Below are 26125 nucleotides of genomic sequence, written 5' to 3'. Positions count from 1 at the left end.
ATTTGTAGTTGATCATTTATTCAATTACAGATAAGTTAATGATTTGGTCATTTAAAAAACTAAATCTTCCAATCGTATCTGCATATCCGCATCGTTTGGTTCCAAAAATAAGTACTGTTTCATAGCAGAAATTTCCGCATCACGAATACCTTGTTGATGGTACCATTCTATGATATCTAACATGAACGTGGCATTTTCTTGAAACAAAGGTTCTGATTGTTCCCAATATTCTTGCGCCTTATCATCATTACCTGTAACCTGATAAGCGCGTGCTAAATACCAATAAAATTGTGGATCCGAAATATCCTCAGCCAAGTATTGTGTTAACATATTAATCATTTCATCAAATTTATGCTGGGTTATTAATAGTTCAGACAACGCAATAATTGTCATGACATCAGCATCATCAATTTTCAAAGCTTTATGGTAGTATCCCTTTGCTGTCGTTTTATCTCCTGTTTTTTCAGCCGCTAAGCCCGCCAAACGATATAAACGTACATTTGTCTCATCTTGTGCTAAACCAGCCTGATATGTACGATAAGCATCATCTAGTTGTTGCTGCTTTTCATAAGCAAGACCTAGTAATGGATAAACAGATGTATATTTTGGATCAATTTCCAAAATATCATTAAAGATACGAATTGCTTCTTCTTCACGATTATTTTCTTGATATAAAATTGCTAACTGAAAACGCGTATCTGTTGTCATTTTATTCAACTTAATTTGTTCTAAATAGCCAATAGCATTTTCATAATTACCTATCTGTGCGTAAGCAACACCAATACGAGCAACGATATCTACACGACTAATCTCGCGTTGCCCTTTTAGCAATAAAGCACGATAACGTATGATTGCTTTTTTAAAGGCCTGATTAGCATAGTAAAATTCCGCCAAAGCAAATTGAATAACATCCTCATCTGGCGCAATTTTTTCAGCTTGTAACAAACTATATTCGGCGGACTCATTCAACCCTTCGCTCTGGTAAATATCAGCTTTTACAAGTAATGAACGTAAATAAGACTCTGAACTTGGTTGAATTTGGGCTAAATAATTTTGTGCTTCATCAATCTCACCGTCTTCAATTGCTATATCTGCCAATGCCGTACGAATTTCATCCTCTTTCGGATATTTTTCTAATAATTTTTTATAAGCTCTTCGTGATTGATTTAAAAAACCAAGTGCATATAACTCTTCGGCTAAACTATATATTAAATCGTCATTATCATGTCGTAAAGATTGCGTAAATAAACGTTGCGCGCCTTCTAGTTGCCCACTCGATAAAGCATCTAACATTTGTTGTGCATAATTCGTTTCCATAAATTGCTCCCTTAAAAGTGCACTTTTAACATGCTAAATAATATTAATACACGTTATTTAAATGATCATGTTTTCTTGTCTAACTGTGCATTTCTAATAACATATTATTTTAACATAAAAAAAGCTATGAACACTATGTCCGATTTTTTAATTTACGCAATTGCTGATTCAACTACCAACCTACCCTAATCTTAAATAAAAATCGTTATCCTTTAGGATAACGATTTATAATAATATGGACTACTTTTTGAGGTTGTCAACGCCATCTTTTACTGCTTCAAAAGCGTCTTCTGCTTTATCTTTTACTGCCTCGGTAGCATCTACAACTTTATCCTTAGCTTTACCAAAGAAACTTTGTGCCTTACCTTCTGCTTCGCGACTTTTGTCACCGGTAACCTTACCTTCTACTTCTTTTGCCTTACCAGCAATTTTGTCCTTGGCGTTATCAAACTTTTCTTCAACTGTCATAATTAATTCTCCTTGAAATTTTATTTGATGTTACAAACTGATTTTATCATAATTGAGACTTATTGTATAATAATAAGTCTCAATTATGATACTAATAAAAAAAGTAACCCTTTTTAAGAGTTACTTTTTGTGTGTTGAAGTGTGTTAAAATAAGAAATTTATTCTAACATGTTTCAAAAACTATTTTAAATATGTTTTTAAACGATTATTTATTTAACAGCTTCCTTCAAAGCCTTACCAGGCTTGAAAGCTGGTACTTTTGATGCTGGAATTTCAATTTCTGCACCTGTTTGTGGATTACGGCCCTTACGAGCTGCGCGATCACGAACTTCAAAGTTACCAAAACCAATCAATTGAACTTTTTCGCCATTCTTCAAAGCTGCTTCAATTGAGGCAAATACTGCATCAACTGATGCAGTAGCATCTTTCTTTGTCAAACCAGTTGCTTTTGCAACTGAATCTACTAATTCTTGCTTGTTAGCCATTTTTGCTTCTCCTGGGAGTATTTATTAACCGTCGAGCGGTTTTCTTGAAATGTGTCGAAACATTATTTCATGTAACTAGAATACCATAAGAAAGCCTGAATGTGTAGTATTTACGCGGGTTTTCGCTGTTTCGTAATCTTTTTGTTACATAAAAATCATGTTTATGCAAAAAAGTATCCTGACGATACCCATTTTGATAAAACTACTCATCATTTACGTGCGCGCACAATTAATTTAATAGGTGTTCCTGTGAAGTCAAAGGCTTCACGAATTTTATTTTCCAAGAAACGTTCATATGAAAAGTGCATCAATTCAACATCGTTAACAAAAATAACAAACGTTGGCGGTTGAATTGCTACTTGTGTCGCATAATAAACACGTAAACGGCGACCATTGTCAGATGGTGTTGGATTAATAGCAATTGCATCCATAATAACATCATTCAAAGTAGAAGATGAAATTCGTTTGCGATGATTATTATCAACGTCTTTCACTAATTGTGGTAAGCGATCTAAACGTTGACCAGTTTTTGCAGAAACAAAGGTAATTGGCGCATAATCTAAAAACTTGAACTCAGAACGAATCAAGTTTTCAAATTCTTTCATCGTGTGATCATCTTTTTCAACTGCATCCCATTTATTAACAACAATAATCATAGCTCGTCCGGCTTCATGTGCAAAACCAGCTACGTGCTTGTCTTGCTCCCGAATACCCGCTTCAGCATCAATAACCATCAAAATAACATTACTGTTATCAATTGCTTTCAATGCACGCATAACAGAATATTTTTCAGTATTCTCATATACCTTACCACGTTTGCGCATACCCGCTGTATCAACCATGATAAACTCATCACCTTCAGGTGTTACAAAACGAGAATCGATAGCATCTCTTGTCGTACCTTCAATGTTAGAAACAATGACACGATCTTCACCAAGCATGGCATTAACAATAGACGATTTTCCAACGTTTGGTCGGCCAATAATACTAAATTTAATCGCCCCTTCGTCTTCTTGTTCAGCTGCTTCATCTGGAAAATGTTTAACGACTTCATCCAATAAATCACCTAAACCAAGTCCATGTGATCCAGAGACTGGGAACGGATCGCCTAGCCCAAGCGAATAAAAATCATAAATATCTTGTCGCATTTCAGGGTTATCGACTTTATTAATTGCTAACACTACTGGTTTATCAGTTTTATATAACATTTTTGCAACAACTTCATCCGCTGACGTTACACCTTCACGACCAGACGTAATCATGACAATCACATCAGCTTCATCTATTGCCAACTCTACTTGTGCCCGAATCTCAGCTAAAAACGGTGCATCCCCAAGTTCAATACCACCGGTATCAATCATTCGAAATTCATAATTCAACCATTCTGCTGGTGCGTACAACCGGTCACGTGTAACCCCTGGTTGATCTTCAACTATCGCAATACGCTCGCCTGCCATACGATTAAATATTGTTGACTTACCAACGTTTGGTCGTCCCACAATTGCTACTACTGGTGCTGCCATAATGACACCTCCTTATTTTCTTACCGTGTGCTGCCAATAATGCACACTCAAATTTTCTTCAAAAATAAAAGAACTGGAAATCCAGCTCTTTTTTAGCTCATATTACAACTTATCACCGAAAATGTCGCCCAATGTCGCACCTGAGTCATCCCCATGTTGCTTATAAGCAGCAATATCTGCACGTGAAGCTGCGCCATCGTTTCCACGACGATCTTCACGTTGTGGCTTTTCTTCCAATGCTTTCATTGATAATGAAATACGTTCTTCTGCTGGTTTAATATCCAACACTTTAACTTGTACCGTGTCACCTGACTTCAAAACTTCTGAAGGGTTTTCAATACGCTTGTTTGAAATTTGTGATACGTGGACAAGTCCTTCAATACCAGGCAAAATTTCAACAAAGGCACCAAAATCTTTTACGCGCTTAACTGTACCTTCAAGAACTGCACCAGCAGCAATTTGTTCTGCTGCTTCATCCCAAGGTCCACGTTGTGTTGCTTTAATTGACAACGAAATACGACCCTTTTCAGTATCCAAAGCCAAAATTTTAACATTGACTTTATCACCCTTTGTCAAAACATCTGCAGGGTTTTTGACACGATCATGTGAGATTTCTGAAACGTGAACCAAACCATCTACACCACCTAAATCAACAAAGGCACCAAAGTCTGTCAAACGTGCAACAGTTCCTTCAACAACTTCGCCAACTGACAACTTACTGAATATTTCAGCCAACTGTGCAGCACGTTCTTGAGCTGCAACAGCCTTACGTGACAAAATCAATCGTGCATTAGCAGGATCAATTTCGATAACTTGTGCTTTAATATCTTTATTTCGGAACTGGTTTAAATCAGAAACAAAGCGTTCTGCAACCATTGATGCTGGCACAAAACCACGAACACCATTTACATCGACAATCAAACCACCACGAACGGCGTTGATAACTTTGGCATCAACTGTATCGCCTTCGCCGAAGCTCAAGTTTTCCCATGCCTTTCGCGCATCTAAACGCTTCTTTGATAACAAATAGGCCACGCCTTCTTTGTCACTTGTCACATTAGAAATAACGACAGCTTCAATACTGTCACCAATTTTCAATTCGTCTGCCAGGTTGATGTTACGATCGTCTGAGTACTCACGTGCTGGCACAACTCCTTCTTCACCGGTAGGCAAACCAACTACTGCTTGGTTATCGTTGTCAATGGCTAGAAGTTCACCTATAACAACATCTCCCACCTTAATTTGATCTGCTGCGCTTTCGAGAGCTGCTAAGAACTCGTTGTTTGTTTCACTCATGACGTCTAACGTCCTCCTACAATTTACACTATGAATATAGTTTACCAGAATAGTCCGCTCTTGTATAGTAAAAAACAGCGTTTTCACGCTGTAAATTATTGATATTGATTATTCTTAATGATTTTAGTGATTTCAGATACAACATCTTCAATTTTTTGACCCGTTGTATCAACCAAAATTGCATCTTTAGCTTGTACTAATGGGCTAATTTTACGATGAGAATCTTTGTAATCACGCAATTCAATATCTGCCTTTAAATCTGCTAAATTTGTCGTCATACCTTTAGCAATATTTTCTTTATACCGTCGTTCGGCTCGTTCTGATACGCTAGCAACTAAAAATATTTTAACCTGGGCATTAGGTAATACTGTGGTACCAATATCTCGCCCGTCCATAATGACATTTTGACTATCTGCGATGTTTCGTTGCCTTTTGACTAAATCTTCACGAATAGCCGCATATGATGAAACCAATGAGACATTATTAGTGATCTCAGTTGATCGAATATCATCAGTAACTTCTTCATCGTTCAAAAAAACACGTTGCATAAATGGATCAGGTTCAAATCGGATAGTTATTTTGGGCAATAATGCTATGATTTTTTTCTCATCTTCATAAGCTAACCCTGCTTTATTGGCTGCTAACGTAATAGTACGATACATTGCACCAGTGTCAACGTAGACATATTTAAAGTCCGTTGCCAATATTTTAGCAATTGTTGACTTACCTGCTGATGCTGGTCCATCAATTGCTACTTGAAAATTTTCTGTCATAGTTTCCTCTAAATTATTGAATATTAAGATCTCTTCCTGAGTATTGTGTGTAATTGCCAACTGTCAATCCAGGGTTTAGTGCAACGACTTGATCTGTCGTCATACCATGGGTAATAGCAAAATTATACAATGTCTGGCTAGCGCCAAGCACTGCTGTCTGTCCTGCCACACTAGAGGCAGTATCTGCTGCACTACTACTTACTGCTTCACTAGATGACGGTGTCGAACTAACTTCAGAACTCGGTTCAGTACTACTTGATACTGTTTCCGAACTTGAGGGTTCTTCAGATTGACTTTCTGAAGAGGTTGTTGCTTTCACAACGGTTGATGACATTTTACGACTCACAGAAGTTGCCGTCTGCTTCTGTGGTTCTTTTTTATTAGCCCAAGAACCATACACAGGGACACTAGCCAAAATAGCGAATGCTAATATGATCAAAACTATTCGCAAACCTTTATGCTCACTTGTTTTTTTCTCTGTTTCACGGGCAAATTTTGGTTCTATTTTTTTCTTTTTATTCTTAGCCACTCGGCTCATGTTACTCGGATCAAAATCGTTCATTATATAACGACCTCCACTATAGTATATTCACTTAAAATTTTACCACAATGAACTCTTCCGTGTTTATAATGTTTTATTAAGAAGTCAATTTATTTTGAAGTGGTTTTACTATTGATAATACAATTAAGCTCACACCTCCCCAAACAATACCTTGTATCAAATTAAACGGTAACACCATAGCAATAAAGTAGCGGCTCAATCCAATGATTTTTGCAATGTTGAAATTCGCAAATTGTGCATACAGTGGTACTGCAACAAACCAGTTCATTATAACTGCTGATCCTGTCATACCTATTGTTGCCAATAAAATTGCTAATAGGCTTCTGCCAATATTTTTCGATGAGACATACGGCATTACCCACAGCATAATAACAGAAAAAACAACCACAGCAACTAAGTTAACTGGTAGTCCTAAGTAGGTGTTGACCCCTTCATTTGCCAAAATTAATTTTAATAGTGTTCGCAAAACAACTGTCCACATGGCTGCCGAAATATCAATCCAATAACCAGCAATAATGATCGGAACAATCGAAAAGTCTAACTTTAAAAAACTGGCACCAGGAATAATTGGCACTTGTGGAAATAACATTAAGCCAAATGATATCGCACTTAATATCGCAATCAATGTTAATTTCTGTGTTCGTGTTGTTGTAGCTGTAGACATATTTTAAACCTCAAAAAAACTGCACAATTTGTCAGGGTAGCACAAAAAGGCAGTTTCAACTTTCTTTTTTTTAACTTCTTTATACCCGACTTTACGGTCGGCTCCGGATTTTGACCAGATCAACTGCTTTCGCAGGTCGCGGGCTTACCATGTCATGCATGTCTCACCGCCGGTTGGGATTTACACCCGACCCTGAAGTTTATTCAATTTTTATTATTGTATCAAATATATAAATTAAAAACAACTAATTACTTTCTACGATAATTTTTATAATCTTCTGCTTTTAATCGTCTCACTTCAGCACCTGTCAATTTGCGATATTCACCAGATTGCAAGCCGGTTAAATCAAAAAAAGCGTACTGTTCACGCGTCAGTTTGACAACTGGCAGATGAACCTTTTGTAACATGTTTTTAATTTGATGGTTACGACCTTCATGAATAATGACACGAACCATACTTGTTTTTTTATCCTTGTCAACCCGTTCAATTGCTACCCGTGCGGGTGCTGTTTTACGACCTTTAATGACTACGCCATGCTTCAACGGCGCTAATTTTTCGTCTGTAGCTATACCTTCAACTTTAGCCAAATAGACCTTATCTACACGTGATTTTGGGTGCATTAATTGATTAGCGACTACGCCATCGTTGGTCAATAACAAAGCGCCAGTTGTATCATAGTCTAAACGGCCAATAGGATAAACACGTTGACTAACATCACCCAAAAGATCTATCACTGTCTGACGTCCTTTTTCATCATTGTTAGTTGTTACAACACCACGCGGTTTATTTAATAAATAATAAACCAATTTTTCACGGCCCTCAATTGGTGAACCATCTACTTCAACATGGTCGCTTGGTTCAACCTTCATACCAAGTTCAGTAACCGTCTGCCCATTAACTTGCACACGCCCTTTGGCAATTAATTCTTCTGCGCCGCGCCGTGATGCTAACCCAGCTTGTGCAATGATTTTTTGTAAACGTTGTGCTTCTTCAGACATGTTTATTCTCTTCTTCCGTTTCTGCCACGCGTGCTTCAAACGCGCTGGTAAATAACTCGCCACCCTCATCGCCAATTTCCAATGTGTCAAAATCTGGTAAGGGTGGTAACTCTGCTAGTTTTTTTAGCCCAAAATAGTCTAAAAATTCAGTCGTCGTACCATACATGATTGGTCTACCTGGTTCATCTTTTCGCCCCGTCGCTACAATTAATTGGCGTAGTGCTAATTTTTGTAATGTTCCAGAAGACTGCACGCCACGGATTTGATCAATTTCAACACGCGTTATAGGCTGTTTATAGGCAACAATTACTAGTGTTTCTAATTGTGCTTGCGACAAGGTAGCATTTAGCGGTGCATCAAAATAGCCTTTCACAGTGGCACCAAGTTCTGGCTTTGTGACTAAGCGATAAGCCCCATCTGATTCTCGAATCTCTAAAGCACTATTTAAATTGTTAGCATAATTTGTTGCTAACTCATCAATCAAAGTAATCACAGCTGACTTATCAAATTGTGTCATCTGACAGATATCTTCAATTTTAATACCTTCATCTCCTGCTACAAATAACAAGGCCTCTACTTGAGCTAGATTATTCATTATCGTCCAACTTTTCAATTTTTAAAAATATTTCTGACTGTGCATCTTCTTGATGTAATGATACTTTATCTTCTTTAGCCATTTCAAGTAAAGCTAAAAAAGTCATTACCAACGGCTCACGATCATAAACATGATCAAACAATGAATCAAAGGTCATCATGTCCCCGATTTTTTGAGCTAAAAAGCGTTGTCTTATGTTCTTAATGGCTATCGCCATAGTATATTTTTCACTGATAACGCGCCGACTAATAGGTTTTTGTTGCTTTTTTTTCTTTAATAAATGCGCAAAAGCAGTTTGTAGATCAATTAATCCAAGCCCAGGTGCTAACTTTGTTTCTAATTTGATATCATTTGGTGGTAACAAAGGTAATCTAGCAAATGATTGCTGATGCTGTTTCTCGCGTTCACGCAATTGATCACTGGCTACTTGAAACTGCTTATAAGTCAGCAATTGCGCCATTAGTTCTTCACGCGGATCAAAATATGATTCTTCAACGAAATTTTCTTCAAAAGTTTCTTGAGGTAACAAGTCAGCCGACTTGATTTGCACTAGGGTCGCTGCCATGACAAGATACTCACTTGCAACATCTAATTGCATTTTTTTTTGTTCATGAATAAATACTAAGTATTGTTCCGTAATTTTGGCAATCTGTAAATCAAAAATATCCATCTCTGATTTCTTAATTAAATGTAGCAGTAGATCCAGTGGCCCTTCAAAATCACTTAATTTAATTGTTAAACTATGTGTTCCGATGACGACTTTCTCCATTTATTAATTAATTTTTGATTATCCAACGTCCCCATAACAAATGCCGTTTGATTTTGGTTTTGAAATTCTGATAACATCGCAAAATAATTTGCGGCTGTTCGAGATTCCGGTGTTAAGGCCACGTGTCGGATCAGGGCAATTTCTTGTGGTAATAGTTCAACCCCTAAAACGCCTTGCACACGGCTATCGCTTTGCCAAATATACAAAAGGCGTGTGTCACGATCATTGTACCAAGCAATTTCTGCGTTCAAATGAGATAATTCTCGCAGTCCTGGTAACAATGACAAAATACCCATAACTGTTTTCTGATTGTCGTTTCTAACCTGTGTTAGCATTGTTTCTCCTGCATTTTCGTCGTGAAAATTATGCGCGTGGATGAAAATTATCATACACTTCACTCAGCCTTTTTTTGGAAATATGTGTGTAAATTTGTGTCGTCGAAATATCTGCATGTCCCAACAATTCTTGCACAATTCGTAAATCCGCACCATTTTCCAAGATATGCGTAGCAAACGAATGACGTAATGTGTGCGGCGAAACATCTTTATTAATACCTGCTAACAAAACTAATTTTTTAATAATTTTCCAAACACCCTGTCGACTCAGTTGGTTACCACGATCATTTAAAAAAACAAAAGGTGACTCACCACCTTTTAATAACAACAATCGGCTATTAGAAAAATATTTTCCTAACCAATCAGCAGCAACTTCGCCAATTGGAATAATACGTTCTTTGTCGCCCTTTCCAATTGTTTGAATTAAACCAAGTTGCAGATGTAAATCACTCATCTTTAAATTTACCAGTTCGCTCACACGTAAGCCAGTAGCATACAGTACTTCAATCAGGGTTCGATTACGCACGCCCAAAGGTGTTGTTTCAGTTGGTACCGCTAACAAAGCATCAATTTCTGCAACAGTTAACACAGATGGTAAGTGTTCAGCTTTTTTGGGTGGTCTAACATCTGTCATTGGATTGTGCAAAATAAGTCCTTCTTGCAATAAATAACCAAAGAATTTACGTAATGACGTCACCATACGAATAACTGAGTTATTTGACTTACCCTGCTCGCGTAAATTGTTCAACCAAGTCAATATGACAATATGGTCAATATCATTTAATTGTAATTTTTGGGTTGTCACATAAAACGCAAATTGCTGTAGATCTTGGTGGTAGCTTTTAATCGTATTATCTGATAGTCCACGCTCAATGCGTATGTAATGTAAATAATCAGCAATCGCATTATCTATTTTATGTGTCATTATTCCTCAATTAATTTAATGCCATCATCAACTTGTTCTATGACACGGCCTTTATATAAATGTCCCAATGCTCTTTTAAATTGACTTTTGCTAAATCCAAATTGCTTTTTAATCGCTTCTGGGTTACTTTTATCATTAAATGGCAAAAAATGGTCAGCGCGACGTTGCAATTGCAATAACAAAAATTGTGCATCTTCGTCCATCGTTTTATATGCCAAAGGCTTTAACGACAAATTAAGCGCCCCATCCTCACGTACACCAATGACACGCGCGTCAACAACTTGTCCCAAACGTGGCTCATCATCACGTTGCGAGGGATGAATAAACCCAAGATAATACTCGTCTGTTATGACTAACGTACCCGCTATTTTGTTACGATAAACAGTTGCTTTGACTGTTTTTGATTTCAATTCTTGAGGTGCACGACGAGAAACAGCATCAATAATTTGTTGCTGTGCAATTTCACCCCATAGTCGTCCCTTATTGTCTTCTTTCATAGCCAACATTAGTTTATCACCTTTTTGTGGCCACAAAGTTGAAATTGTTGGTAAATCATCTAATGATACAACTAAGTCTTTATTGGGCAAGCCGATAGCTACAAAAACGCCTAAGTCATGACGATTAGCGACAACCGTTCCCCAACCATAGACATCTTTTTGTACCGTAGGCAGTTGCTTTGTTATCTGAAACTTATGATTTTCATTTTCATAAGCAAATCCTGTTACGAAACCACCTATTTTTAATGATTTTTCAAGTTCTAACTTATCAATTTCATAGGTATGACCATCCACTTGAGCAAAAAAATAACGATCATTTTCATCTGTCACATTTGCCTTTATAATTGTTCCAACTGTTGGGTTTATCATTGTTTTTTCCTTTGACACGCAACTTCACGTGTTTTTTCTTTAGTATTCTAGTTTACCACGGATAAGTTAACATAATCTATAAAAACGAGCCGTCTTTTATGATAATGCTGTCTTTACAAGATCAGCCACTAACTTACCATCAGCTTTACCCTTCACTTGTGGTGTCACGATTCCCATAACTTTGCCCATATCTTTTAATGTTGCTGCGCTCGTTTTTAGAACAGCGGCATTAACAATTGCTTGAACTTCTTCTTCAGTTAATTGTTTAGGCAGATATTTTGCTAAAATATCTAATTCTGAACGAATCCCTGCTGCTAAATCTTCACGGTTTCCTTTTTCAAATTCCGACAAAGATTCGTTACGTTGCTTTACCTCACGTGATAAGACTGTCAATTCTTCATCTGACGTTAAATCATGTCCCAAACTAATTTGCTCATTCATAACAGTTGATTTAACCATACGAATGACTGACAAAGCACCTTTATTTTTGTCTTTCATAGCTTGCTTCATATCAGAGTTAAGTGTTTCTAGTAATGTCATTTGTTCGCTTCTTTCTTTATGATTATTTTTGAGCTCTATACGGATAATTCATGCAATTATTACATTCAATATTCTAACTATTACTGAATATTGTAACACAAATGGCCTTCTTCTTTTTAGGGGGCATTTATTATAATGTCTACATTATAATTTTTTTATTTATAACTAGAGAATTTTTATTATATCCCTCTGTGATATATTCAATGCGAAATTCTATAAGCCAAACTGACAATCATTTTTTCGAAACAGCATGATTCTCCCGCTTTAGTTCGACTTTTTTAGAAACTACTAAACTAAGGAAAAAGCATTTCTCAAAATTGCATTCTAAGTTTAAAAAGCATTCAATAAAAAATAAGTTGTAAGGAACCTATCATTCCTTTACAACTTACATCTCAATTTTATCACAAAAGAAAAACGTCACCGAAATGACGTTTAGAACCGCTTAACGGCCCTTCTTCTTATTACGCTTTTGTGCTGCTTCAGACTTCAATTTACGAGCAACTGAAGGCTTAACATAGTATTCGCGCTTACGGTATTCTTGGAGAGTACCGTCTTTTGAAACACCGCGCTTAAAGCGACGCAATGCATCATCCAAAGATTCGCTCTTACGTACGATGACCTTTGCCATATGATAACCCTCCTTTCTCGCATTTTATTTCGTTTTAACGACATGCTGTAAATACTTAATAAGTCTACCAGAATTAGGCGTTAGTGTCAATATATGATTATCAAAAATATGACAATATCATTTAAACGTCACTTCTAATTTATAATATTTTGAGTACCTTAAAATACTCAGTAACAATTAAATCTTGCGGCATAAATGACTGACCTATCTCTTGGGCAACCTCAGTAAAGAATGGTTCGTGAGCCTGTCGCCAATAAATTAAATCTCGGGTTCCTTCACCCTCCAAAAAAGCAATATCATCCCCAATTTGATCGTAGGGTTGTAGCGTGACTTTCGTATTAACTGTCAGCACTGTGGGCGCCAGTTTATCGTCTAATATTAAATTTAAATGTCCAACTGATGGTACTGATTCTTTGTCAAAAGCATAGGCAGGAAAGTAGCTTGATGTCGCAGTTTTTTGGCCAGTAGTTACCAAATCTACTAATTGAGATGGGGCAGCTCCAAATTGCCATTCAGATCTCGGAGAATTAGAAAAAATCGTGAACTCTTTTAATAAAGGCGCCCACACCTGTTCGTAGCTCATAACACACGCTTTCTAATATTTTTTATAAACCATAAGCATTCTCGTATATTTCAGTGATAAAGTCTAACCAATATTGTGGATTAAGAGTTTCGCCTGTCACTTCTTCTAAAATTTTATTGGGATCAACTGCCCCACCATGACGCCAAATATTTTCTTTACGCCAATTAAAGATTGGTGAATAGTCACCTGAATTAAAGATGGCTTTGAAATCCAAAGTTTTGATCATGGTTGCTCTAAATTGAGCGGCATATAGATGGCCTAGCGCATAGCTTGGAAAATAGCCAAATGAGCCACCAGCCCAATGAATATCTTGCAGGATACCTGTTAAATCATCGGGAACATCCAGCCCAAGATATTCTTTGTATTTGGCTTGCCAAAGTGCCGGTAGTTCAGCTAAATCAATATTGTCATTAAAAATTGCTTTTTCAATTTCATAACGGATAATAATATGCAATGGATATGTCAAAGGATCAGCTTCAGTACGAATTAATGTGGGCTCAGTTTTTAGCCAACCACTATAGAAAGTATCAAAATCAATATCATCTAATACTGGCGAAATTTCTGCCTGTAACTTAGGATATTCAGCTGTCCAAAATTCCTTTGAACGGCCTATCATGACCTCATTGAATAATGACTGTGACTCATGAATACTCATGCTAATCGGGAGCACAGCACGTGCATTATCATACTTACTATCAACATTTTGTTCAAATAATCCGTGCCCTGCTTCATGTAAAATACCAAGCACTGCCATCTGAAAGTTATTTTCATCCCAACGCGTAGTAATCCGTGCATCATCTCTATTTAGTGCTTCCATAAAAGGATGAATCGTATCATCTAATCGCCCTTTGTCCAAACTATAACCTAGACGTTGAGCTGCTGCCATTGAATAGTTACTCTGTTGTTGTTTTGTTACCCGTCGATGCAAAAAAGTCTCATCTGGTATGTTGCCAGATTCTGCCAATCGTTGACGTAGCGTAGTCACACCTTTTTTTACTTGTTCAAAAACGTGATCCAACTTAGCTACTGTCAACCCAGGTTCATATTGATTCAGCAAAACATCATACGGTGTTTTTTCATTTGTTTGCCAAAGTGGCATAAATTGTTTTAAATAACCAATAATCTTTTCCACATAGGGTTTAAATATCTGATAGTCATTGGCTTCCCGCGCTTGTGCCCAAAAATCCTGTGCTTGTGACAATGTTTTTTGAAAAGCAACAAAATCCTCTTCTGATATTTTACCTGTTAAATCAAAATCTTTGCGCGCTTTTTCAAGGACAAGTTGACCTAAATCATCAAGTGTCGATCCGTCTGCCTCTAAATTTATTAATAACTTTTCTCTTTTAGCCCCGGTAGATAACTGAAAGGTCTTTTCAGCTAAATAAGCATCCACCTCCGCTCGAAAGTGTCCTGCATCTTTTGGCATGCCTGTTAGAGCATCCCAACCAGAAAGTGCTGACAGTTGCAACAGTAATGTCTGTTCCTTAACTGATTCAAATAAATCTTGTTGTGTCGTCATACTTACTCCTAATAAAATTAAATATTTGCTTATAATTATCTTATCATTTATTCATCTAATTTAGAAGTATGTTTTGTATCTGTCATTCGCCAATAAACGACTAAACTAATCGCGATTACCAACGTTACATAAATAAAAAACCAATTTTCATGATTTATTTTTTTTAAGTATAAAGCGACATACTCAACAGTTCCACCAAAGATAGCAACCGTTAGACCATAAGGGAGGCCAACGCCAAGTGCCCTAATTTCTGTGGGAAACATCTCTGCTTTAACAATAGCATTTATTGATGTATAGCCTGTGACAATAATTAGTCCGGCCATCATCAAGCCAAAAGCTGCCCACCCGCTTTTAACATGCGATAATAACGTTAAGATTGGTATCGTCAATACAGTTCCTAACCCACCAAACCAAAATAGTAAGGGCTTACGGCCTATCTTATCGGAAAGTGCTCCTGCAAATGGTTGTAAAATCATAAATATAAATAGTGCTGCAAAATTAATCCAAGCAACTTGTTGTTTTGGCAAACCAACAGAATTAATCATAAATTTTTGTAGATAAGTTGTATAAGTATAAAAAGCAATCGTGCCACCTAATGTGAGACCAACCACTGTTAAAACTGCCTTCGGATAGCGCATTAGATCACGTAAACGCCCTTTTGCTTTCTTGCTTTGGGCAATAAACTGATCGGACTCCTCCATACTCAACCGTAATATTAGAACTACAAGTGCCCCCAAAGCGCCAATAAAGAATGGTATACGCCATCCCCATGACGTCAATGCTGTTTCAGTCATCGTCATTTGCAAAATGATTTGAACACCTAGAGCAATCAGTTGACCACTAATCAAAGTGACATACTGAAATGATGCATAAAATCCACGATGCCCTGCACTAGCCATTTCAGACAGATAAGTGGCGGATGTCCCATACTCACCACCTAAAGATAAGCCTTGAAACAGACGTGCTAAAATTAAAATAGCTGGTGCAAAGATACCTATTTGAGCGTAACTTGGCGTTAACGCAATAATAAATGATCCGCTTGCCATAATAAGTACTGACAACGTTAATGCGGCGCGTCGGCCATGTTGATCAGCATATTTTCCTAAAACCAAACTGCCTAACGGGCGCATCAAAAAACCAATTGCAAACACAGCAGCTGTGCTAAGTAACTCAGCTGTTTTATCATGCGCTGGGAAAAACGATGGTGCAAAGTAAATTGCAAAAGATGCATAAACATACCAATCAAACCACTCAATTAAATTTCCCAGTGATCCTTTTAAAACGTTACTAATAATCTTCTTTTCTGATCGCATAGTCAATCCTCCTAAAAACTTGTTATGACGTAATTTAACATGGTATCGCATAAACGTCTTCATACGTATTGCACAACATTTTCTTATCCCTTGTGCACAATAGACAAATACGGTAAAATAGCAATAAAATGATGAGGTTAAAAAATAATGAAATTAAATGACATATTAGAACATCCCTCACTTCACAGCATCCAAGTGGCTGCAGGTGCTAATGGCTTATATCGTAATGTCTCACAAGTCGGCATGATAGACGCACCTGATATTAATGATTTTCTTTTTGAAGGTCAATTATTAGTGACTTCAGGTTTTCATTTTACTAAAAATCCTCATTTATTACACGATCTCATCATTGGTATGCATGACATAAATGCAAGTGGCATTGCTATTAAATTAGACCGTTACATCTATGAACTACCAACAGACATCATCATTTTAGCAGACAAATTAGCAATTCCTATACTTTGGACACCCGCAGATGATTTTTTATCATTAACAGTTAAACGTCTCACCGCCGTCATCTTAGAAACACAAAATACCGAGCTAAGACAAATTATCGCCATTAATCAACAATTATCAAATCTAAATGCTCAAAATATTACCTATCAACATTTACTTGATCAAAGTGCCAAAGTATTAAAAACGCCGCTTGCCTTATTAGACTCTCATTTTACAGCAATATATGCCAGTAGTGAATGGGTTGCCCAGCGTGAGTTTTTAACACATTATTTGCGGCATGAATCGGGCATCGATTATCTTAATTTATCAGCATCCACTCGTATTGCATTTAATCACCAAATCATTGATATCTTACCAATTTTTTCAGCACTAAATGAAAATAAAGCATTTGCTGCATTTGTAGTCAATGAATCAGAACCATCAGATTTTCAAATGTTACGGCAGCAACAAGTCATGAATACTTTAGGCCTCGCCAATTCTCGGACAGATTTATTAAACGAGACTGACTTTCGTAACCGTTCTGGTTTTTTCTTGAATGTCATGCAAGGTGGCCTAAGTGATCCAGCCATAGATAATTATTTACACGATGAAAATATTGATAACAAACAATGTTTTCGTGTGGCTATAATAGATTTTGTCCAACAAAATACAATCATTGAATCGCACCAATTTGAAATTCGACAGCAACTCACTCGTTGGTTTATTTCAGAGCACCATCTACCTGTTTTAACATTTTCGCATAGTCAGCAACTTGTACTACTTATTAATGAAGATATTGACACCCGGCAATTTTTGAATCAATTGTTTCAATTTTTAAACACACAAAAAAAATTGAATTACCCTTTTACAATGGGCTTCTCAAGAATTTCAAAATCTATTCATAAATTATCTGAATTATATGGTCAAGCTAATAATGCTTTAAAATTAACATCCAGCCAACATCCAATTATGCGTTTTCGACCAAAAAATGCGCAAGAACTCCTGGACCTATTACCAAAACAAGAAAGTGATATTTTTGTAGAGAAAACGCTAGGTAATATTTTAAAGAACACAGAATTATTGGAAACTCTAAAAAGCTATGTATTTTTGCATCAAAATGTGACTGCAGTTGCAACAGCATTATTTGTTCACAGAAACACCATCAATTATCGACTAAAACGTATTAGTGACTTATTAGGCGTTGACTTAGAAATGCCAGATGTTCTTGTAGATATTCAATTAGCGCTATTATTAATCTGATTTGTGCATGATGCACAAATCAGATTAATTTTTTTGTAATTATTAAATGAGTAAATAATGATTAAAATGATAATATGGTTTCAACGACTATTTTCATAGCCCGTTACAAATTGGGAGGTTCATTTATATGATGGTACATACAAATATAACAACAAACGCAGACGGTACCAAACGTGGTCTTAAAAAGAAGCATGTTCAAATGATCGCCATTGGCGGTACAATCGGAACGGGACTTTTCTTAGGTGCTGGTAATTCTATTGCTCGTACTGGCCCTTCAATTTTAATTGTTTATGCTGTTCTAGGCGCTTTTTTCTTCCTCATGATGCGTGGTATCGGAGAAATGTTATATGCGGATCCTTCACAGCACACTTTCGTTTCTTTCATCAGCAAGTATGTTAGCCCTGGCGCTGGTTATTTCGCAGGTTGGTCATATTGGATTGGTTTAGTTTTCGTCGCCATGGCCGAGTTAACAGCTGTTTCAACCTATGTTAAATTTTGGTTCCCACATTGGCAAACTTGGATTATACAAATTGCTTTTTTAGCAATTTTAACCTTAATTAATTTGATTTCTGTTAAATATTTTGGTGAAACAGAATACTGGTTTGCAATGATTAAAATTATTGCCATTGTTGCCATGATTGTGACTGGCTTAGTTTTGATTTTTACTGGTTTTCAAGCACCCGCCTCAGGTGGTCACACCATAGCCTCATTTAGCAATATCACACATCATTTTTCAATGTTTCCTAATGGTGTAGGTATGTTCATTTCTGCCTTTCCTATGGTTTTCTTCGCCTTTCAAGGTATGGAATTCGTTGGCATCACAACAGCTGAAACACAAAATCCACGTGCCGTTTTGCCACAAGCTATTAATACAATAATTATTCGTATTTTAATTTTTTATTTAGGCGCGATGACCATTATTATGTCAATTATCAACTGGCACGTCATTGCAAAAACACCAGATCAAAGTCCATTCGTTATGGTATTTCAACTAGCAGGTCTACGGGCTGCAGCTGTCATCATTAACTTCGTTGTCTTGACTTCTGCTGCCTCAGCTTTGAATTCGGCAATATATTCTGCAGGTCGACATTTTTACCAACTGGCGGAAGATTCTAATACTCCAATCATGTCGCACTTCAAAAAAATTTCAACGCATGGTGTTCCTGCCAACGCTATTCTACTAACCGCTATTTTAGTCCTGCTATCCCCCGTTATTAACGCTATACCACAAATCACTTCAGCTTTCGGATTCATTACAGCGATCTCTTCAAACATGTATATTATTGTTTACACTATGACAATGTATGCGCATAGAAAATTTCGCGAATCCTCCAATTATCTACCAGATGGTTTTACAATGCCGGGATATAAATTTACAAGTCCATTGACACTACTTTTCTTTTTCGCTATCTACCTCAGTTTATTCTTCCAATCAGATTCTCGCGTATCTGCTATTGGTGCTGTTATATTTACCATTGTTTTTGGATACTTAGCTCACCGAAAGTTTGCAAACGTAGCAACTGATGTGTAGTATTGCACTTTAACTTATGGCAAACCGTTTACCCGAAATGTTATATATCATTTCGGGTGTTTTTATACGGTGAATTTACAATACAAGTACAACAGAATAATGGCATTAAAAAGCCAATCACCAATTCAATTTCAGAAATTGGCTAAACTATATAAGTGTTACTTTCCCTGACTTAATTAAAAAGAAGCAGACTTATGGATAATTTTTATTTATTAATCGTGTATTAGCAACACATAAAATTTTTATCCACAATTAGATAAGCTATGACTTAATTAATATTTATGCCACATCATCTTATAATCAGATAAAAGCTTATTTTAAATTGTGCATTGTTTTAAACAAGATATTGAACTGGCCTCTAAAAGACATCGCTTGTTCAAATAAATCTTCGCCATCATTTAACATTTTAACAGTTGTCCAGCCCAAGGCCTCAGTGATGGATACGGCCACAGAAGCATTAATTGCGGCTCCTGTGACAGTCCCAACAGCAGGAACAAATTTAATGATATTACCAATAGCACTTCTACCTAAGCCAACTACTACAAGCTCTTTCGATAAACTCTTTCCAACACTGGCCGACCAGGATTGACCAAACAATTTGTGTAATCGCGACATCATTGTGAGCTGTATAGGGACAAGCAAAAAGGCATCCGAAAATGGTATTGGTGAACAGCCTACAATTGCTGCACTTAGCGCTGCTGCATGAATAATTTGATGGCATTTTGTTTTGGTTTGATTATCTACACCATCTAAAAATTCTGAAAAACGGCGCTCAACTTGATGTCTACTATTAAACACTATTTTTTCAGCTTTAACTCTAGATTCATTAAGGGTCTGTTGAATCATTTTTGCTGTTCTCACTGGCATTTGTTTTAATACATCTGAAAAAAATGATTCAAAAACTGCTTCATCTGAGTTAACTTCATCTTGATTTTTTTGATGATTTTTAGTCATACAATACCTGCTCTCTTTAAATGATCAATAACAAAAAATGACCTGTTTCAACGTTAAATTTACCACATTTGATACAATAATCTCAACATTTTTGTTTTAAATGACTGCTTATTTTTGTATGACTAATAACATCTGATTAATTGGATGACACAATATTTGTGTTTACTTTCCTACGTTAGCATAAACTAGATCAGGTTCAAAGGGACAAAAATACATCATCTCAGTCATTATGACACCCCTAGTGATTATTATTCAATTCTTCCTGTCACCCATTATTTATGCAATAAAAAAGCATTTTCCTCATACGAGAGAAAATGCTACATAACAAATCATTAGTGTCGCACTCGCCTACGCCAGCATAATTTGGTTCAGGTTCAAAGAGTTCTTCTCAGCCAATATCGACGCCCCTAATGCAAAAACTATTGCAACATATCATATTATTTTTTAGTGCATCAATCACAGTAACCGCATTATTTTCTAAATAGCTTATGAATCCTATTAGTTAGGCGTTGTGAGAGAAAATATAATTGTCGTGACTGTTTTATTTTGCGATAACGCACTTTATTTTTTTTATAAAAATCTTGGTGAAAATTTTCAGCCGGCCAAAATGTTGTTGCGCTTTCTATTGCTACAACAATCGGTTTTGAGTAACGATGTGACGCAATAACAGCTTCTTTAGATTGCTCAGCAATTTGCCGTTGTTTCTCATCATTTACAAAAATAACAGGTCGATAATTCTCACCACGATCATCAACTTGACCTAAATCATCAGTCGGATCAATCAATTGCCAATAAATGTCCACTAACTGTTGGTATGTTATCAATCGTGTATCAAATAGTATTTCAACCGCTTCAACATGCCCAGTATATTGCCCAACAACCTGATCATATGTTGGTTGTTTCCAATTACTGCCAGTATAGCCAGAAATAACAGCAACTATACCAGGACGCGTATCAAACGGCTCCACCATACACCAAAAGCAGCCACCAGCAAAGATTGCGCGCTCTTGATAAGGTGGATTTGATGCAGCATGCAATGCTAGTTTATCTCGTGAATCTGTTTGTGGCTGTCCATTGATTTTTAAATAAAAATCCATCACATCTGGGGTTAAATTATTTCTTGTAGCTAAGGGTTTGAGACCATTATTAAGTATGTCAAGGTGTTCCTTAAAACTGACATCAGATTGCCCATTTTTTGCCTGTACTAGCAATTCACGTTCCCATTCTCTTGTGGCTGGGTTCAGAATTAAATTAAAGATTTCTTGTTGTATTTCATCTGGATTTAAACGCATTTGTCACACCACCTGTATACTAATTTTTAATATATTTAATCGTTCAAACGACAATTATTTTCAAACTAGTTTGATCAATACCATAATTATTTTTATAATTCTGGTTCATAGAAGCGGCCAACTGTATGTTCAATTTTCCAAGTTGATGAGAAAGCATGATCGTCAACAGACTTAATCGCTTCTCGTAATTCAAAACGTTCTTGTTGCGTAATAACAGTTAATAACACCGCACGATCTTCACCAGTGTAACCACCATGTGCATCGTTGATAATCGTCACACCTCGACGCATTTTGTCATAAATACCTTGCACCATTTCCTCAGGTTTTGTCGTGATAATCATAACCTGCATCTGCTGTTGTCGTGTAAAGAATGCATCAATCATCCGCGAACTCACAATAACACCGACAATAGAGTAAAGTGCATATTTCCAACCATAAGTTAAACCGGCGCCAATCATAATTAGCGCGTTAAAACCTAGGTTGACTGGTCCCATTTTAAGGCCAAACCTTTTTTTAACTAGAAGCCCGATGACATCAAGACCACCAGTACCTACACCGTATCTTAATGCTGTACCAACTGCCATACCATTTAAAGCACCACCAAACAGTGCATTAATTAACGGATCAGGTGTTAATATACGCGTGGTATCAAACAATGGCATTAGCGCCGCACTTAATAATACAGCTAACGTTGTAAAGGTTGCAAAACGCCATGATAATTGCCACCAAGCAATTATTAACATAGGTAAATTAACCAATGCCAGCGCTAACGCAACAGGAATCTTGTCACCTGTCAATGTTGAAACTAATTGCGCAAATCCTGTAAAACCAGACGAATAAATGTGCCCTGGTCGCCAAAAATAGTTCATAGCAACGGCAACAATCACAGCATAAAATATTGCGCCACCAACACGGCCCGTATAACGATGTTTCATAAAATTATGGAAAAATTTTTGCATGATTTTTGTACTTACTCGTACATTCCCTTTAAATAACGTATTTTGAACTGTTTAATATATTGGCGATAGAAACATAAAATTATAATTTATAACACATCGATTATATTATTATAACATTTTTATATTTTACTGATTAATTTTCTGGCACAAATAATCCAAGATCATTCAATTGTTTGCCGTCCACACGCGTAGGTGCTTGCGTCATAGGTTCGGTAGCACGTGAGTTTTTAGGAAAGGCAATGACTTCACGAATATTTTCTTGTCCGGCTAGTAACATGGCTAAACGATCTAATCCAAGGGCAATGCCGCCCATTGGTGGAAAACCAAAATCCATGCCTTCTAGTAGGAAACCAAAAGCCTCATGAGCCGCTTCAGGCGTAAATCCAAGCGCTTTGAGCATCTTTTCTTGGATAGACATACTATTAATACGAATTGAACCAGATCCTAGTTCATAGCCATTCAAAACTAAATCATAACTTTGCGCATGCGCTTGGTGTGGGTCCTCACCTTCGTCCAAATAATGAAGATCTTCTTCGTTTGGCATTGTAAATGGATGATGTGCTGCGATCCAACGATCAAAATCTTCAGAATACTCAAATAATGGCCAGTCAACAATCCAAGCAAAAGCCCATGGATTTTCTTGATTAACTAATTCTAAATCTTTAGCCGTTTGACGACGTAAATAATCCAATGTCGCCGCAACAATATCCGTACGACCTGCACCAAACAATAATAAATCACCAACTTTTGCGCCAGTTGCATGAATTAAATCATTTCCCTCTGGGAAAAACTTTGCAATTGGTCCTTTAAGTCCTTCGTCAGTCACTTTTAACCAAGCTAAACCTTTGGCCCCAAAGCGTTCAATGTAATGTGCTAATTTGTCAATGTCTTTGCGTGAATATTTGTCTGCACCACCTGGGACAGCTATGGCTTTGACAACCCCACCTGCTTTGATTGCATTGGTAAAGACGCCAAAATCTGATGTTTTAACAATTGATGATAGATCTTTTAATTCATACGCAATGCGTAGATCAGGTTTGTCGGTTCCAAATCTATCCATTGATTCTTGCCAAGTCAACGTTGGGATTTTTGCTGTATCAAGGTCAAAGTTCACAACATCATACATCATAGTTTTAACCCATGCATTTACTAAAGTACGAATTTCGTCTGCCGACATAAACGATGTCTCGACATCCATTTGCGTGAATTCTGGTTGACGATCACCTCTTAAATCTTCATCACGGAAAGCGCGTGCAATTTGAAAATAACGATCAAATCCAGCACCCATTAAAAGCTGTTTAAATAACTGTGGTGATTGTGGTAAAGCATAGAATGAGCCAGGAAATATTCTTGAAGGCACAAGGTAGTCTCGTGCACCTTCAGGTGTTGATTTAGCTAAAATTGGCGTTTCAATGTTAATAAAGTCATTTTGGTCCATAAAGTGCATAGCACTTGACATAATTTTTGAGCGAATGCGTAAATTCTGTTGCATTTCTGGACGTCGTAAGTCTAAGTAACGGTATTTTAATTTCAATTCTTCGTTCGCATTGACACCATTTTCAATATAAAATGGTGGTGTTTTTGAGGTAGCTAAAATTTTTGCATCAGTGACATTAATTTCAATTTTTCCTGACTGAATTTTATTGTTAACTTGATCATCATTTCGATTAACAACCAGACCAGTAATCGATATGACATACTCACTACGCATCTCTTCTGCCACTGATAATGCGATCTGATTAGTCGCGCTAAAAGTCAATTGCACTATGCCTTCACGATCACGTAAATCAACAAAAATGAGATCCCCAAAATCACGACGCTTTTGTACCCATCCCGACAAAGTAACTGTTTGTCCAAGGTATTTTTCATCTATTAGCCCTGCATATGTTGTTCGTTTCATTATCTATCTCCCTTTGAAGCAATGATTGTAGGTAAGTTTGTATACAAATCTGCTAATTTAACAGTTTGTTGCTGACCAGTTGCCATTTTTTTGATATTAGCAGTATGATCAACTAATTCTTGGTCACCAATGGTTACAACATATTTGCTATGGTTACGGTCCGCACTTTTAAACTGTGCCTTTGCAGAACGACCAAGATAATCACGTTCTGCAACATAACCAAATGATCGAATAGCTTGCACAGTTTGCATAGCCACAACATCAGTACCATCCCCAATGTTAACCACATAAAAATCTAACTTGTCATCAACTATTGGTGCGATATTTTGCGCATTAAGTAACCCTATCAAGCGTTCCATACCAATACCAAATCCCACACCAGGTGTTTCTGGCCCACCAAACTCTGCCACTAATCCTGAATAACGGCCACCACCAGCAATTGTGGCAGCCCCTTTCAAGTTGTCATCAAGCGTCATAATTTCAAATATTGTATCATTATAATAATCCAAACCGCGGACCATTGTTGCATCGATTTCATAATTAATGTTTAACGCATGCAACATTGTCTGTACTTGCTGCCAATGTTTAGTTGCTTCCTCTGATAAATAATCTAGTATTGAGGGCGCATCAGCGACAAATATTTTATCGCGGGGATCTTTTGAGTCCAAAACACGCAGTGGGTTTTGTTCTAGTCGATTTTGTGAATCAGTAGATAATTCATTAACATATGGTTTTAAATAATCAATCAATGCTTGACGATAAGCTGCTCGTGATGACTGATCACCCAAAGTATTAATGGCTACTTTCAAATTTTTAAGACCTAATGTCTGAAATAAATCGACAGCCATTGCAATAATTTCAACATCTAAAGCAGGTGATTTTGATCCAAATGCTTCAACGCCAATTTGATGAAATTGACGAAAACGGCCGGCTTGCGGCCGCTCGTAACGAAACATTGGGCCCATATAATAAGCCTTGTAAGGTTTGTCAAATTCTGGTCCAAATAATTTATTTTCAACATATGCTCGTACAACACCTGCTGTGCCCTCAGGGCGTAGTGCAATATGACGATCTCCCTTATCATGAAAGTCGTACATTTCTTTTGTCACAACATCGGATGTATCTCCTGCTGATCGTGAAAAGACATCAAAGTTTTCAAATAGTGGTGTCCGTATCTCTTTAAAATTATAATCGCCAAATAATAAACGTGCGATACTCTCGACATGTTGCCATTGTAATGTATTATCCGGTAATAGGTCAGCCGTTCCCTTTGGTCGTTGAAATGTTGGTTTTGCCATTTTTTTAATTGTTGCTATGGTAAATTGTACTAGAATAGCAACATATTCTCCTTTGAAATTTTAATATTTAACCTGAAAAAAGCGCCCTTAACGACTTCTCGTTAAGGGCGTTTTTACGCGGTACCACCTTAAATTTCGATACAAATTCATGTATCGCTTGGTCTGCTTATCGCGCAACCACGCACTGTCTTAAACAACAATGACCTCCAAGGTGTCGCAAATCATGTTATCGTTTTGCTTGCATCATCCGCAAAATTTCTACTTGTCCAAACTATGATTTTTCCAATTCATCGGCTTTAATATTGTTTTAATCATAGCTTTAATTAACGATAAAGTC

At 36.9% G+C, this 26125-nt stretch carries 26 protein-coding genes and 3 riboswitches; of the genes, 2 read left to right on the top strand and 24 right to left on the bottom strand.

All coding sequences use genetic code 11. The annotated features are described in order from the left end of the window. Window positions 1-51: 51 nt before the first annotated feature. The 19 genes from EUI_RS0108450 to EUI_RS0108360 all read right to left on the bottom strand — a co-directional run bounded on the left by EUI_RS0108450 (window position 52) and on the right by EUI_RS0108360 (window position 16159). A complete protein-coding gene (locus tag EUI_RS0108450) occupies window positions 52-1317 on the bottom strand; it encodes a tetratricopeptide repeat protein (protein WP_010687744.1) in 1266 nt (421 codons plus the stop codon). A gap of 240 nt (window positions 1318-1557) precedes the next feature. Further along, on the bottom strand, window positions 1558-1785 hold the full coding sequence (locus EUI_RS0108445; RefSeq protein WP_010687743.1) for a CsbD family protein: 228 nt from the start codon (window positions 1783-1785) through the stop codon (window positions 1558-1560). Window positions 1786-1994: 209 nt separating this feature from the next. Further along, window positions 1995-2270 carry an HU family DNA-binding protein gene (locus tag EUI_RS0108440; RefSeq protein WP_010385704.1) on the bottom strand — a complete coding sequence of 92 codons (276 nt, stop codon included), beginning with the start codon at window positions 2268-2270 and terminating at the stop codon, window positions 1995-1997. Between the two features lie 209 nt (window positions 2271-2479). Further along, window positions 2480-3793 (bottom strand): ribosome biogenesis GTPase Der, encoded by a 1314-nt coding sequence (gene der, locus EUI_RS0108435; RefSeq protein WP_010687742.1) that lies wholly within the window; start codon window positions 3791-3793, stop codon window positions 2480-2482. A gap of 102 nt (window positions 3794-3895) precedes the next feature. After that, complete coding sequence (rpsA, locus tag EUI_RS0108430; protein WP_010385706.1) at window positions 3896-5089, bottom strand: 30S ribosomal protein S1; 1194 nt, start codon at window positions 5087-5089, stop codon at window positions 3896-3898. Window positions 5090-5184: 95 nt separating this feature from the next. Beyond that, window positions 5185-5862 carry a (d)CMP kinase gene (gene cmk / locus EUI_RS0108425; protein ID WP_010687741.1) on the bottom strand — a complete coding sequence of 226 codons (678 nt, stop codon included), beginning with the start codon at window positions 5860-5862 and terminating at the stop codon, window positions 5185-5187. Between the two features lie 13 nt (window positions 5863-5875). Next, on the bottom strand, window positions 5876-6424 hold the full coding sequence (locus EUI_RS0108420; protein WP_010017436.1) for a hypothetical protein: 549 nt from the start codon (window positions 6422-6424) through the stop codon (window positions 5876-5878). Window positions 6425-6500: 76 nt separating this feature from the next. Next, the gene (locus EUI_RS0108415) at window positions 6501-7088 is read right to left on the bottom strand and encodes an ECF transporter S component (RefSeq protein ID WP_010017435.1); all 588 of its coding nucleotides are present in this window, start codon (window positions 7086-7088) and stop codon (window positions 6501-6503) included. A gap of 68 nt (window positions 7089-7156) precedes the next feature. Next, window positions 7157-7292: riboswitch (FMN riboswitch) on the bottom strand. A 44-nt stretch (window positions 7293-7336) separates the two neighbouring features. Further along, complete coding sequence (locus EUI_RS0108410; protein ID WP_010017433.1) at window positions 7337-8086, bottom strand: pseudouridine synthase; 750 nt, start codon at window positions 8084-8086, stop codon at window positions 7337-7339. Next, entirely contained in the window at window positions 8079-8681 is a 603-nt protein-coding gene (gene scpB / locus EUI_RS0108405) for an SMC-Scp complex subunit ScpB (RefSeq protein ID WP_010017430.1), read from the bottom strand. The genes EUI_RS0108410 and scpB overlap by 8 nt, the downstream gene beginning before the upstream one ends. After that, window positions 8674-9450 carry a segregation and condensation protein A gene (locus EUI_RS0108400; RefSeq protein WP_010017429.1) on the bottom strand — a complete coding sequence of 259 codons (777 nt, stop codon included), beginning with the start codon at window positions 9448-9450 and terminating at the stop codon, window positions 8674-8676. The genes scpB and EUI_RS0108400 overlap by 8 nt, the downstream gene beginning before the upstream one ends. Further along, the gene (locus EUI_RS0108395) at window positions 9417-9785 is read right to left on the bottom strand and encodes a hypothetical protein (protein WP_010017428.1); all 369 of its coding nucleotides are present in this window, start codon (window positions 9783-9785) and stop codon (window positions 9417-9419) included. The genes EUI_RS0108400 and EUI_RS0108395 overlap by 34 nt, the downstream gene beginning before the upstream one ends. Window positions 9786-9813: 28 nt before the next feature. Continuing rightward, window positions 9814-10710 (bottom strand): site-specific tyrosine recombinase XerD, encoded by an 897-nt coding sequence (gene xerD, locus EUI_RS0108390; RefSeq protein WP_010017427.1) that lies wholly within the window; start codon window positions 10708-10710, stop codon window positions 9814-9816. Further along, window positions 10710-11576, bottom strand: coding sequence for a CvfB family protein (locus tag EUI_RS0108385; protein WP_010017426.1), 867 nt, complete (start codon window positions 11574-11576; stop codon window positions 10710-10712). The genes xerD and EUI_RS0108385 overlap by 1 nt, the downstream gene beginning before the upstream one ends. Window positions 11577-11672: 96 nt before the next feature. Next, on the bottom strand, window positions 11673-12116 hold the full coding sequence (locus EUI_RS0108380) for a GatB/YqeY domain-containing protein (protein ID WP_010017425.1): 444 nt from the start codon (window positions 12114-12116) through the stop codon (window positions 11673-11675). 442 nt (window positions 12117-12558) lie between these two features. Next, a complete protein-coding gene (gene rpsU / locus EUI_RS0108375) occupies window positions 12559-12744 on the bottom strand; it encodes a 30S ribosomal protein S21 (RefSeq protein WP_010017424.1) in 186 nt (61 codons plus the stop codon). A 139-nt stretch (window positions 12745-12883) separates the two neighbouring features. After that, complete coding sequence (locus EUI_RS0108370; protein ID WP_010017423.1) at window positions 12884-13327, bottom strand: ASCH domain-containing protein; 444 nt, start codon at window positions 13325-13327, stop codon at window positions 12884-12886. 22 nt (window positions 13328-13349) lie between these two features. After that, entirely contained in the window at window positions 13350-14846 is a 1497-nt protein-coding gene (locus tag EUI_RS0108365) for a carboxypeptidase M32 (protein ID WP_010017421.1), read from the bottom strand. Between the two features lie 47 nt (window positions 14847-14893). After that, window positions 14894-16159 (bottom strand): MFS transporter, encoded by a 1266-nt coding sequence (locus tag EUI_RS0108360; RefSeq protein ID WP_010017419.1) that lies wholly within the window; start codon window positions 16157-16159, stop codon window positions 14894-14896. A gap of 147 nt (window positions 16160-16306) precedes the next feature. Here EUI_RS0108360 and EUI_RS0108355 point away from each other — a divergent pair, with 147 nt between their 5' ends. Continuing rightward, a complete protein-coding gene (locus tag EUI_RS0108355) occupies window positions 16307-17854 on the top strand; it encodes a PucR family transcriptional regulator (protein WP_010017417.1) in 1548 nt (515 codons plus the stop codon). A gap of 127 nt (window positions 17855-17981) precedes the next feature. Next, window positions 17982-19385, top strand: a complete 1404-nt coding sequence (locus EUI_RS0108350) for an amino acid permease (protein ID WP_010017416.1) — start codon at window positions 17982-17984, stop codon at window positions 19383-19385. Window positions 19386-19697: 312 nt separating this feature from the next. Here the strand turns inward: EUI_RS0108350 and EUI_RS0108345 are convergent, their stop codons facing one another. The 5 genes from EUI_RS0108345 to hisS all read right to left on the bottom strand — a co-directional run bounded on the left by EUI_RS0108345 (window position 19698) and on the right by hisS (window position 25788). Beyond that, window positions 19698-20339: a YcjF family protein gene (locus EUI_RS0108345; protein WP_010017415.1), complete on the bottom strand. Its 642-nt coding sequence runs from the start codon at window positions 20337-20339 to the stop codon at window positions 19698-19700. Window positions 20340-20489: 150 nt separating this feature from the next. Further along, window positions 20490-20589: riboswitch (TPP riboswitch) on the bottom strand. 78 nt (window positions 20590-20667) lie between these two features. Next, window positions 20668-20758: riboswitch (TPP riboswitch) on the bottom strand. Window positions 20759-20809: 51 nt separating this feature from the next. Further along, the gene (msrA, locus tag EUI_RS0108340; RefSeq protein WP_010017414.1) at window positions 20810-21631 is read right to left on the bottom strand and encodes a peptide-methionine (S)-S-oxide reductase MsrA; all 822 of its coding nucleotides are present in this window, start codon (window positions 21629-21631) and stop codon (window positions 20810-20812) included. 92 nt (window positions 21632-21723) lie between these two features. Further along, window positions 21724-22590, bottom strand: coding sequence for a YitT family protein (locus EUI_RS0108335; protein ID WP_010017412.1), 867 nt, complete (start codon window positions 22588-22590; stop codon window positions 21724-21726). Between the two features lie 133 nt (window positions 22591-22723). After that, window positions 22724-24490, bottom strand: coding sequence for an aspartate--tRNA ligase (gene aspS, locus EUI_RS0108330; protein WP_010017411.1), 1767 nt, complete (start codon window positions 24488-24490; stop codon window positions 22724-22726). After that, the gene (gene hisS, locus EUI_RS0108325) at window positions 24490-25788 is read right to left on the bottom strand and encodes a histidine--tRNA ligase (RefSeq protein ID WP_010017410.1); all 1299 of its coding nucleotides are present in this window, start codon (window positions 25786-25788) and stop codon (window positions 24490-24492) included. Before hisS ends, aspS begins: the two co-directional genes overlap by 1 nt. Window positions 25789-26125 lie beyond the last annotated feature (337 nt).

This window comes from Leuconostoc gelidum subsp. gelidum KCTC 3527 (assembly GCF_000166715.1).
GTDB classification, from domain to species: domain Bacteria; phylum Bacillota; class Bacilli; order Lactobacillales; family Lactobacillaceae; genus Leuconostoc; species Leuconostoc gelidum.
This window is presented reverse-complemented; position numbering and strand designations above follow the sequence as displayed.

Excerpts from the sequence above, each read along its gene's own strand:
- EUI_RS0108450 (WP_010687744.1), bottom strand. The coding sequence starts at position 1,317 with ATGGAAACGAATTATGCACAACAAATGTTAGATGCTTTATCGAGTGGG.
- EUI_RS0108445 (WP_010687743.1), bottom strand. The coding sequence starts at position 1,785 with ATGACAGTTGAAGAAAAGTTTGATAACGCCAAGGACAAAATTGCTGGT.
- EUI_RS0108440 (WP_010385704.1), bottom strand. The coding sequence starts at position 2,270 with ATGGCTAACAAGCAAGAATTAGTAGATTCAGTTGCAAAAGCAACTGGT.
- der (WP_010687742.1), bottom strand. The coding sequence starts at position 3,793 with ATGGCAGCACCAGTAGTAGCAATTGTGGGACGACCAAACGTTGGTAAG.
- rpsA (WP_010385706.1), bottom strand. The coding sequence starts at position 5,089 with ATGAGTGAAACAAACAACGAGTTCTTAGCAGCTCTCGAAAGCGCAGCA.
- cmk (WP_010687741.1), bottom strand. The coding sequence starts at position 5,862 with ATGACAGAAAATTTTCAAGTAGCAATTGATGGACCAGCATCAGCAGGT.
- EUI_RS0108420 (WP_010017436.1), bottom strand. The coding sequence starts at position 6,424 with ATGAACGATTTTGATCCGAGTAACATGAGCCGAGTGGCTAAGAATAAA.
- EUI_RS0108415 (WP_010017435.1), bottom strand. The coding sequence starts at position 7,088 with ATGTCTACAGCTACAACAACACGAACACAGAAATTAACATTGATTGCG.
- EUI_RS0108410 (WP_010017433.1), bottom strand. The coding sequence starts at position 8,086 with ATGTCTGAAGAAGCACAACGTTTACAAAAAATCATTGCACAAGCTGGG.
- scpB (WP_010017430.1), bottom strand. The coding sequence starts at position 8,681 with ATGAATAATCTAGCTCAAGTAGAGGCCTTGTTATTTGTAGCAGGAGAT.
- EUI_RS0108400 (WP_010017429.1), bottom strand. The coding sequence starts at position 9,450 with ATGGAGAAAGTCGTCATCGGAACACATAGTTTAACAATTAAATTAAGT.
- EUI_RS0108395 (WP_010017428.1), bottom strand. The coding sequence starts at position 9,785 with ATGCTAACACAGGTTAGAAACGACAATCAGAAAACAGTTATGGGTATT.
- xerD (WP_010017427.1), bottom strand. The coding sequence starts at position 10,710 with ATGACACATAAAATAGATAATGCGATTGCTGATTATTTACATTACATA.
- EUI_RS0108385 (WP_010017426.1), bottom strand. The coding sequence starts at position 11,576 with ATGATAAACCCAACAGTTGGAACAATTATAAAGGCAAATGTGACAGAT.
- EUI_RS0108380 (WP_010017425.1), bottom strand. The coding sequence starts at position 12,116 with ATGACATTACTAGAAACACTTAACTCTGATATGAAGCAAGCTATGAAA.
- rpsU (WP_010017424.1), bottom strand. The coding sequence starts at position 12,744 with ATGGCAAAGGTCATCGTACGTAAGAGCGAATCTTTGGATGATGCATTG.
- EUI_RS0108370 (WP_010017423.1), bottom strand. The coding sequence starts at position 13,327 with ATGAGCTACGAACAGGTGTGGGCGCCTTTATTAAAAGAGTTCACGATT.
- EUI_RS0108365 (WP_010017421.1), bottom strand. The coding sequence starts at position 14,846 with ATGACGACACAACAAGATTTATTTGAATCAGTTAAGGAACAGACATTA.
- EUI_RS0108360 (WP_010017419.1), bottom strand. The coding sequence starts at position 16,159 with ATGCGATCAGAAAAGAAGATTATTAGTAACGTTTTAAAAGGATCACTG.
- EUI_RS0108355 (WP_010017417.1), top strand. The coding sequence starts at position 16,307 with ATGAAATTAAATGACATATTAGAACATCCCTCACTTCACAGCATCCAA.
- EUI_RS0108350 (WP_010017416.1), top strand. The coding sequence starts at position 17,982 with ATGATGGTACATACAAATATAACAACAAACGCAGACGGTACCAAACGT.
- EUI_RS0108345 (WP_010017415.1), bottom strand. The coding sequence starts at position 20,339 with ATGACTAAAAATCATCAAAAAAATCAAGATGAAGTTAACTCAGATGAA.
- msrA (WP_010017414.1), bottom strand. The coding sequence starts at position 21,631 with ATGCGTTTAAATCCAGATGAAATACAACAAGAAATCTTTAATTTAATT.
- EUI_RS0108335 (WP_010017412.1), bottom strand. The coding sequence starts at position 22,590 with ATGCAAAAATTTTTCCATAATTTTATGAAACATCGTTATACGGGCCGT.
- aspS (WP_010017411.1), bottom strand. The coding sequence starts at position 24,490 with ATGAAACGAACAACATATGCAGGGCTAATAGATGAAAAATACCTTGGA.
- hisS (WP_010017410.1), bottom strand. The coding sequence starts at position 25,788 with ATGGCAAAACCAACATTTCAACGACCAAAGGGAACGGCTGACCTATTA.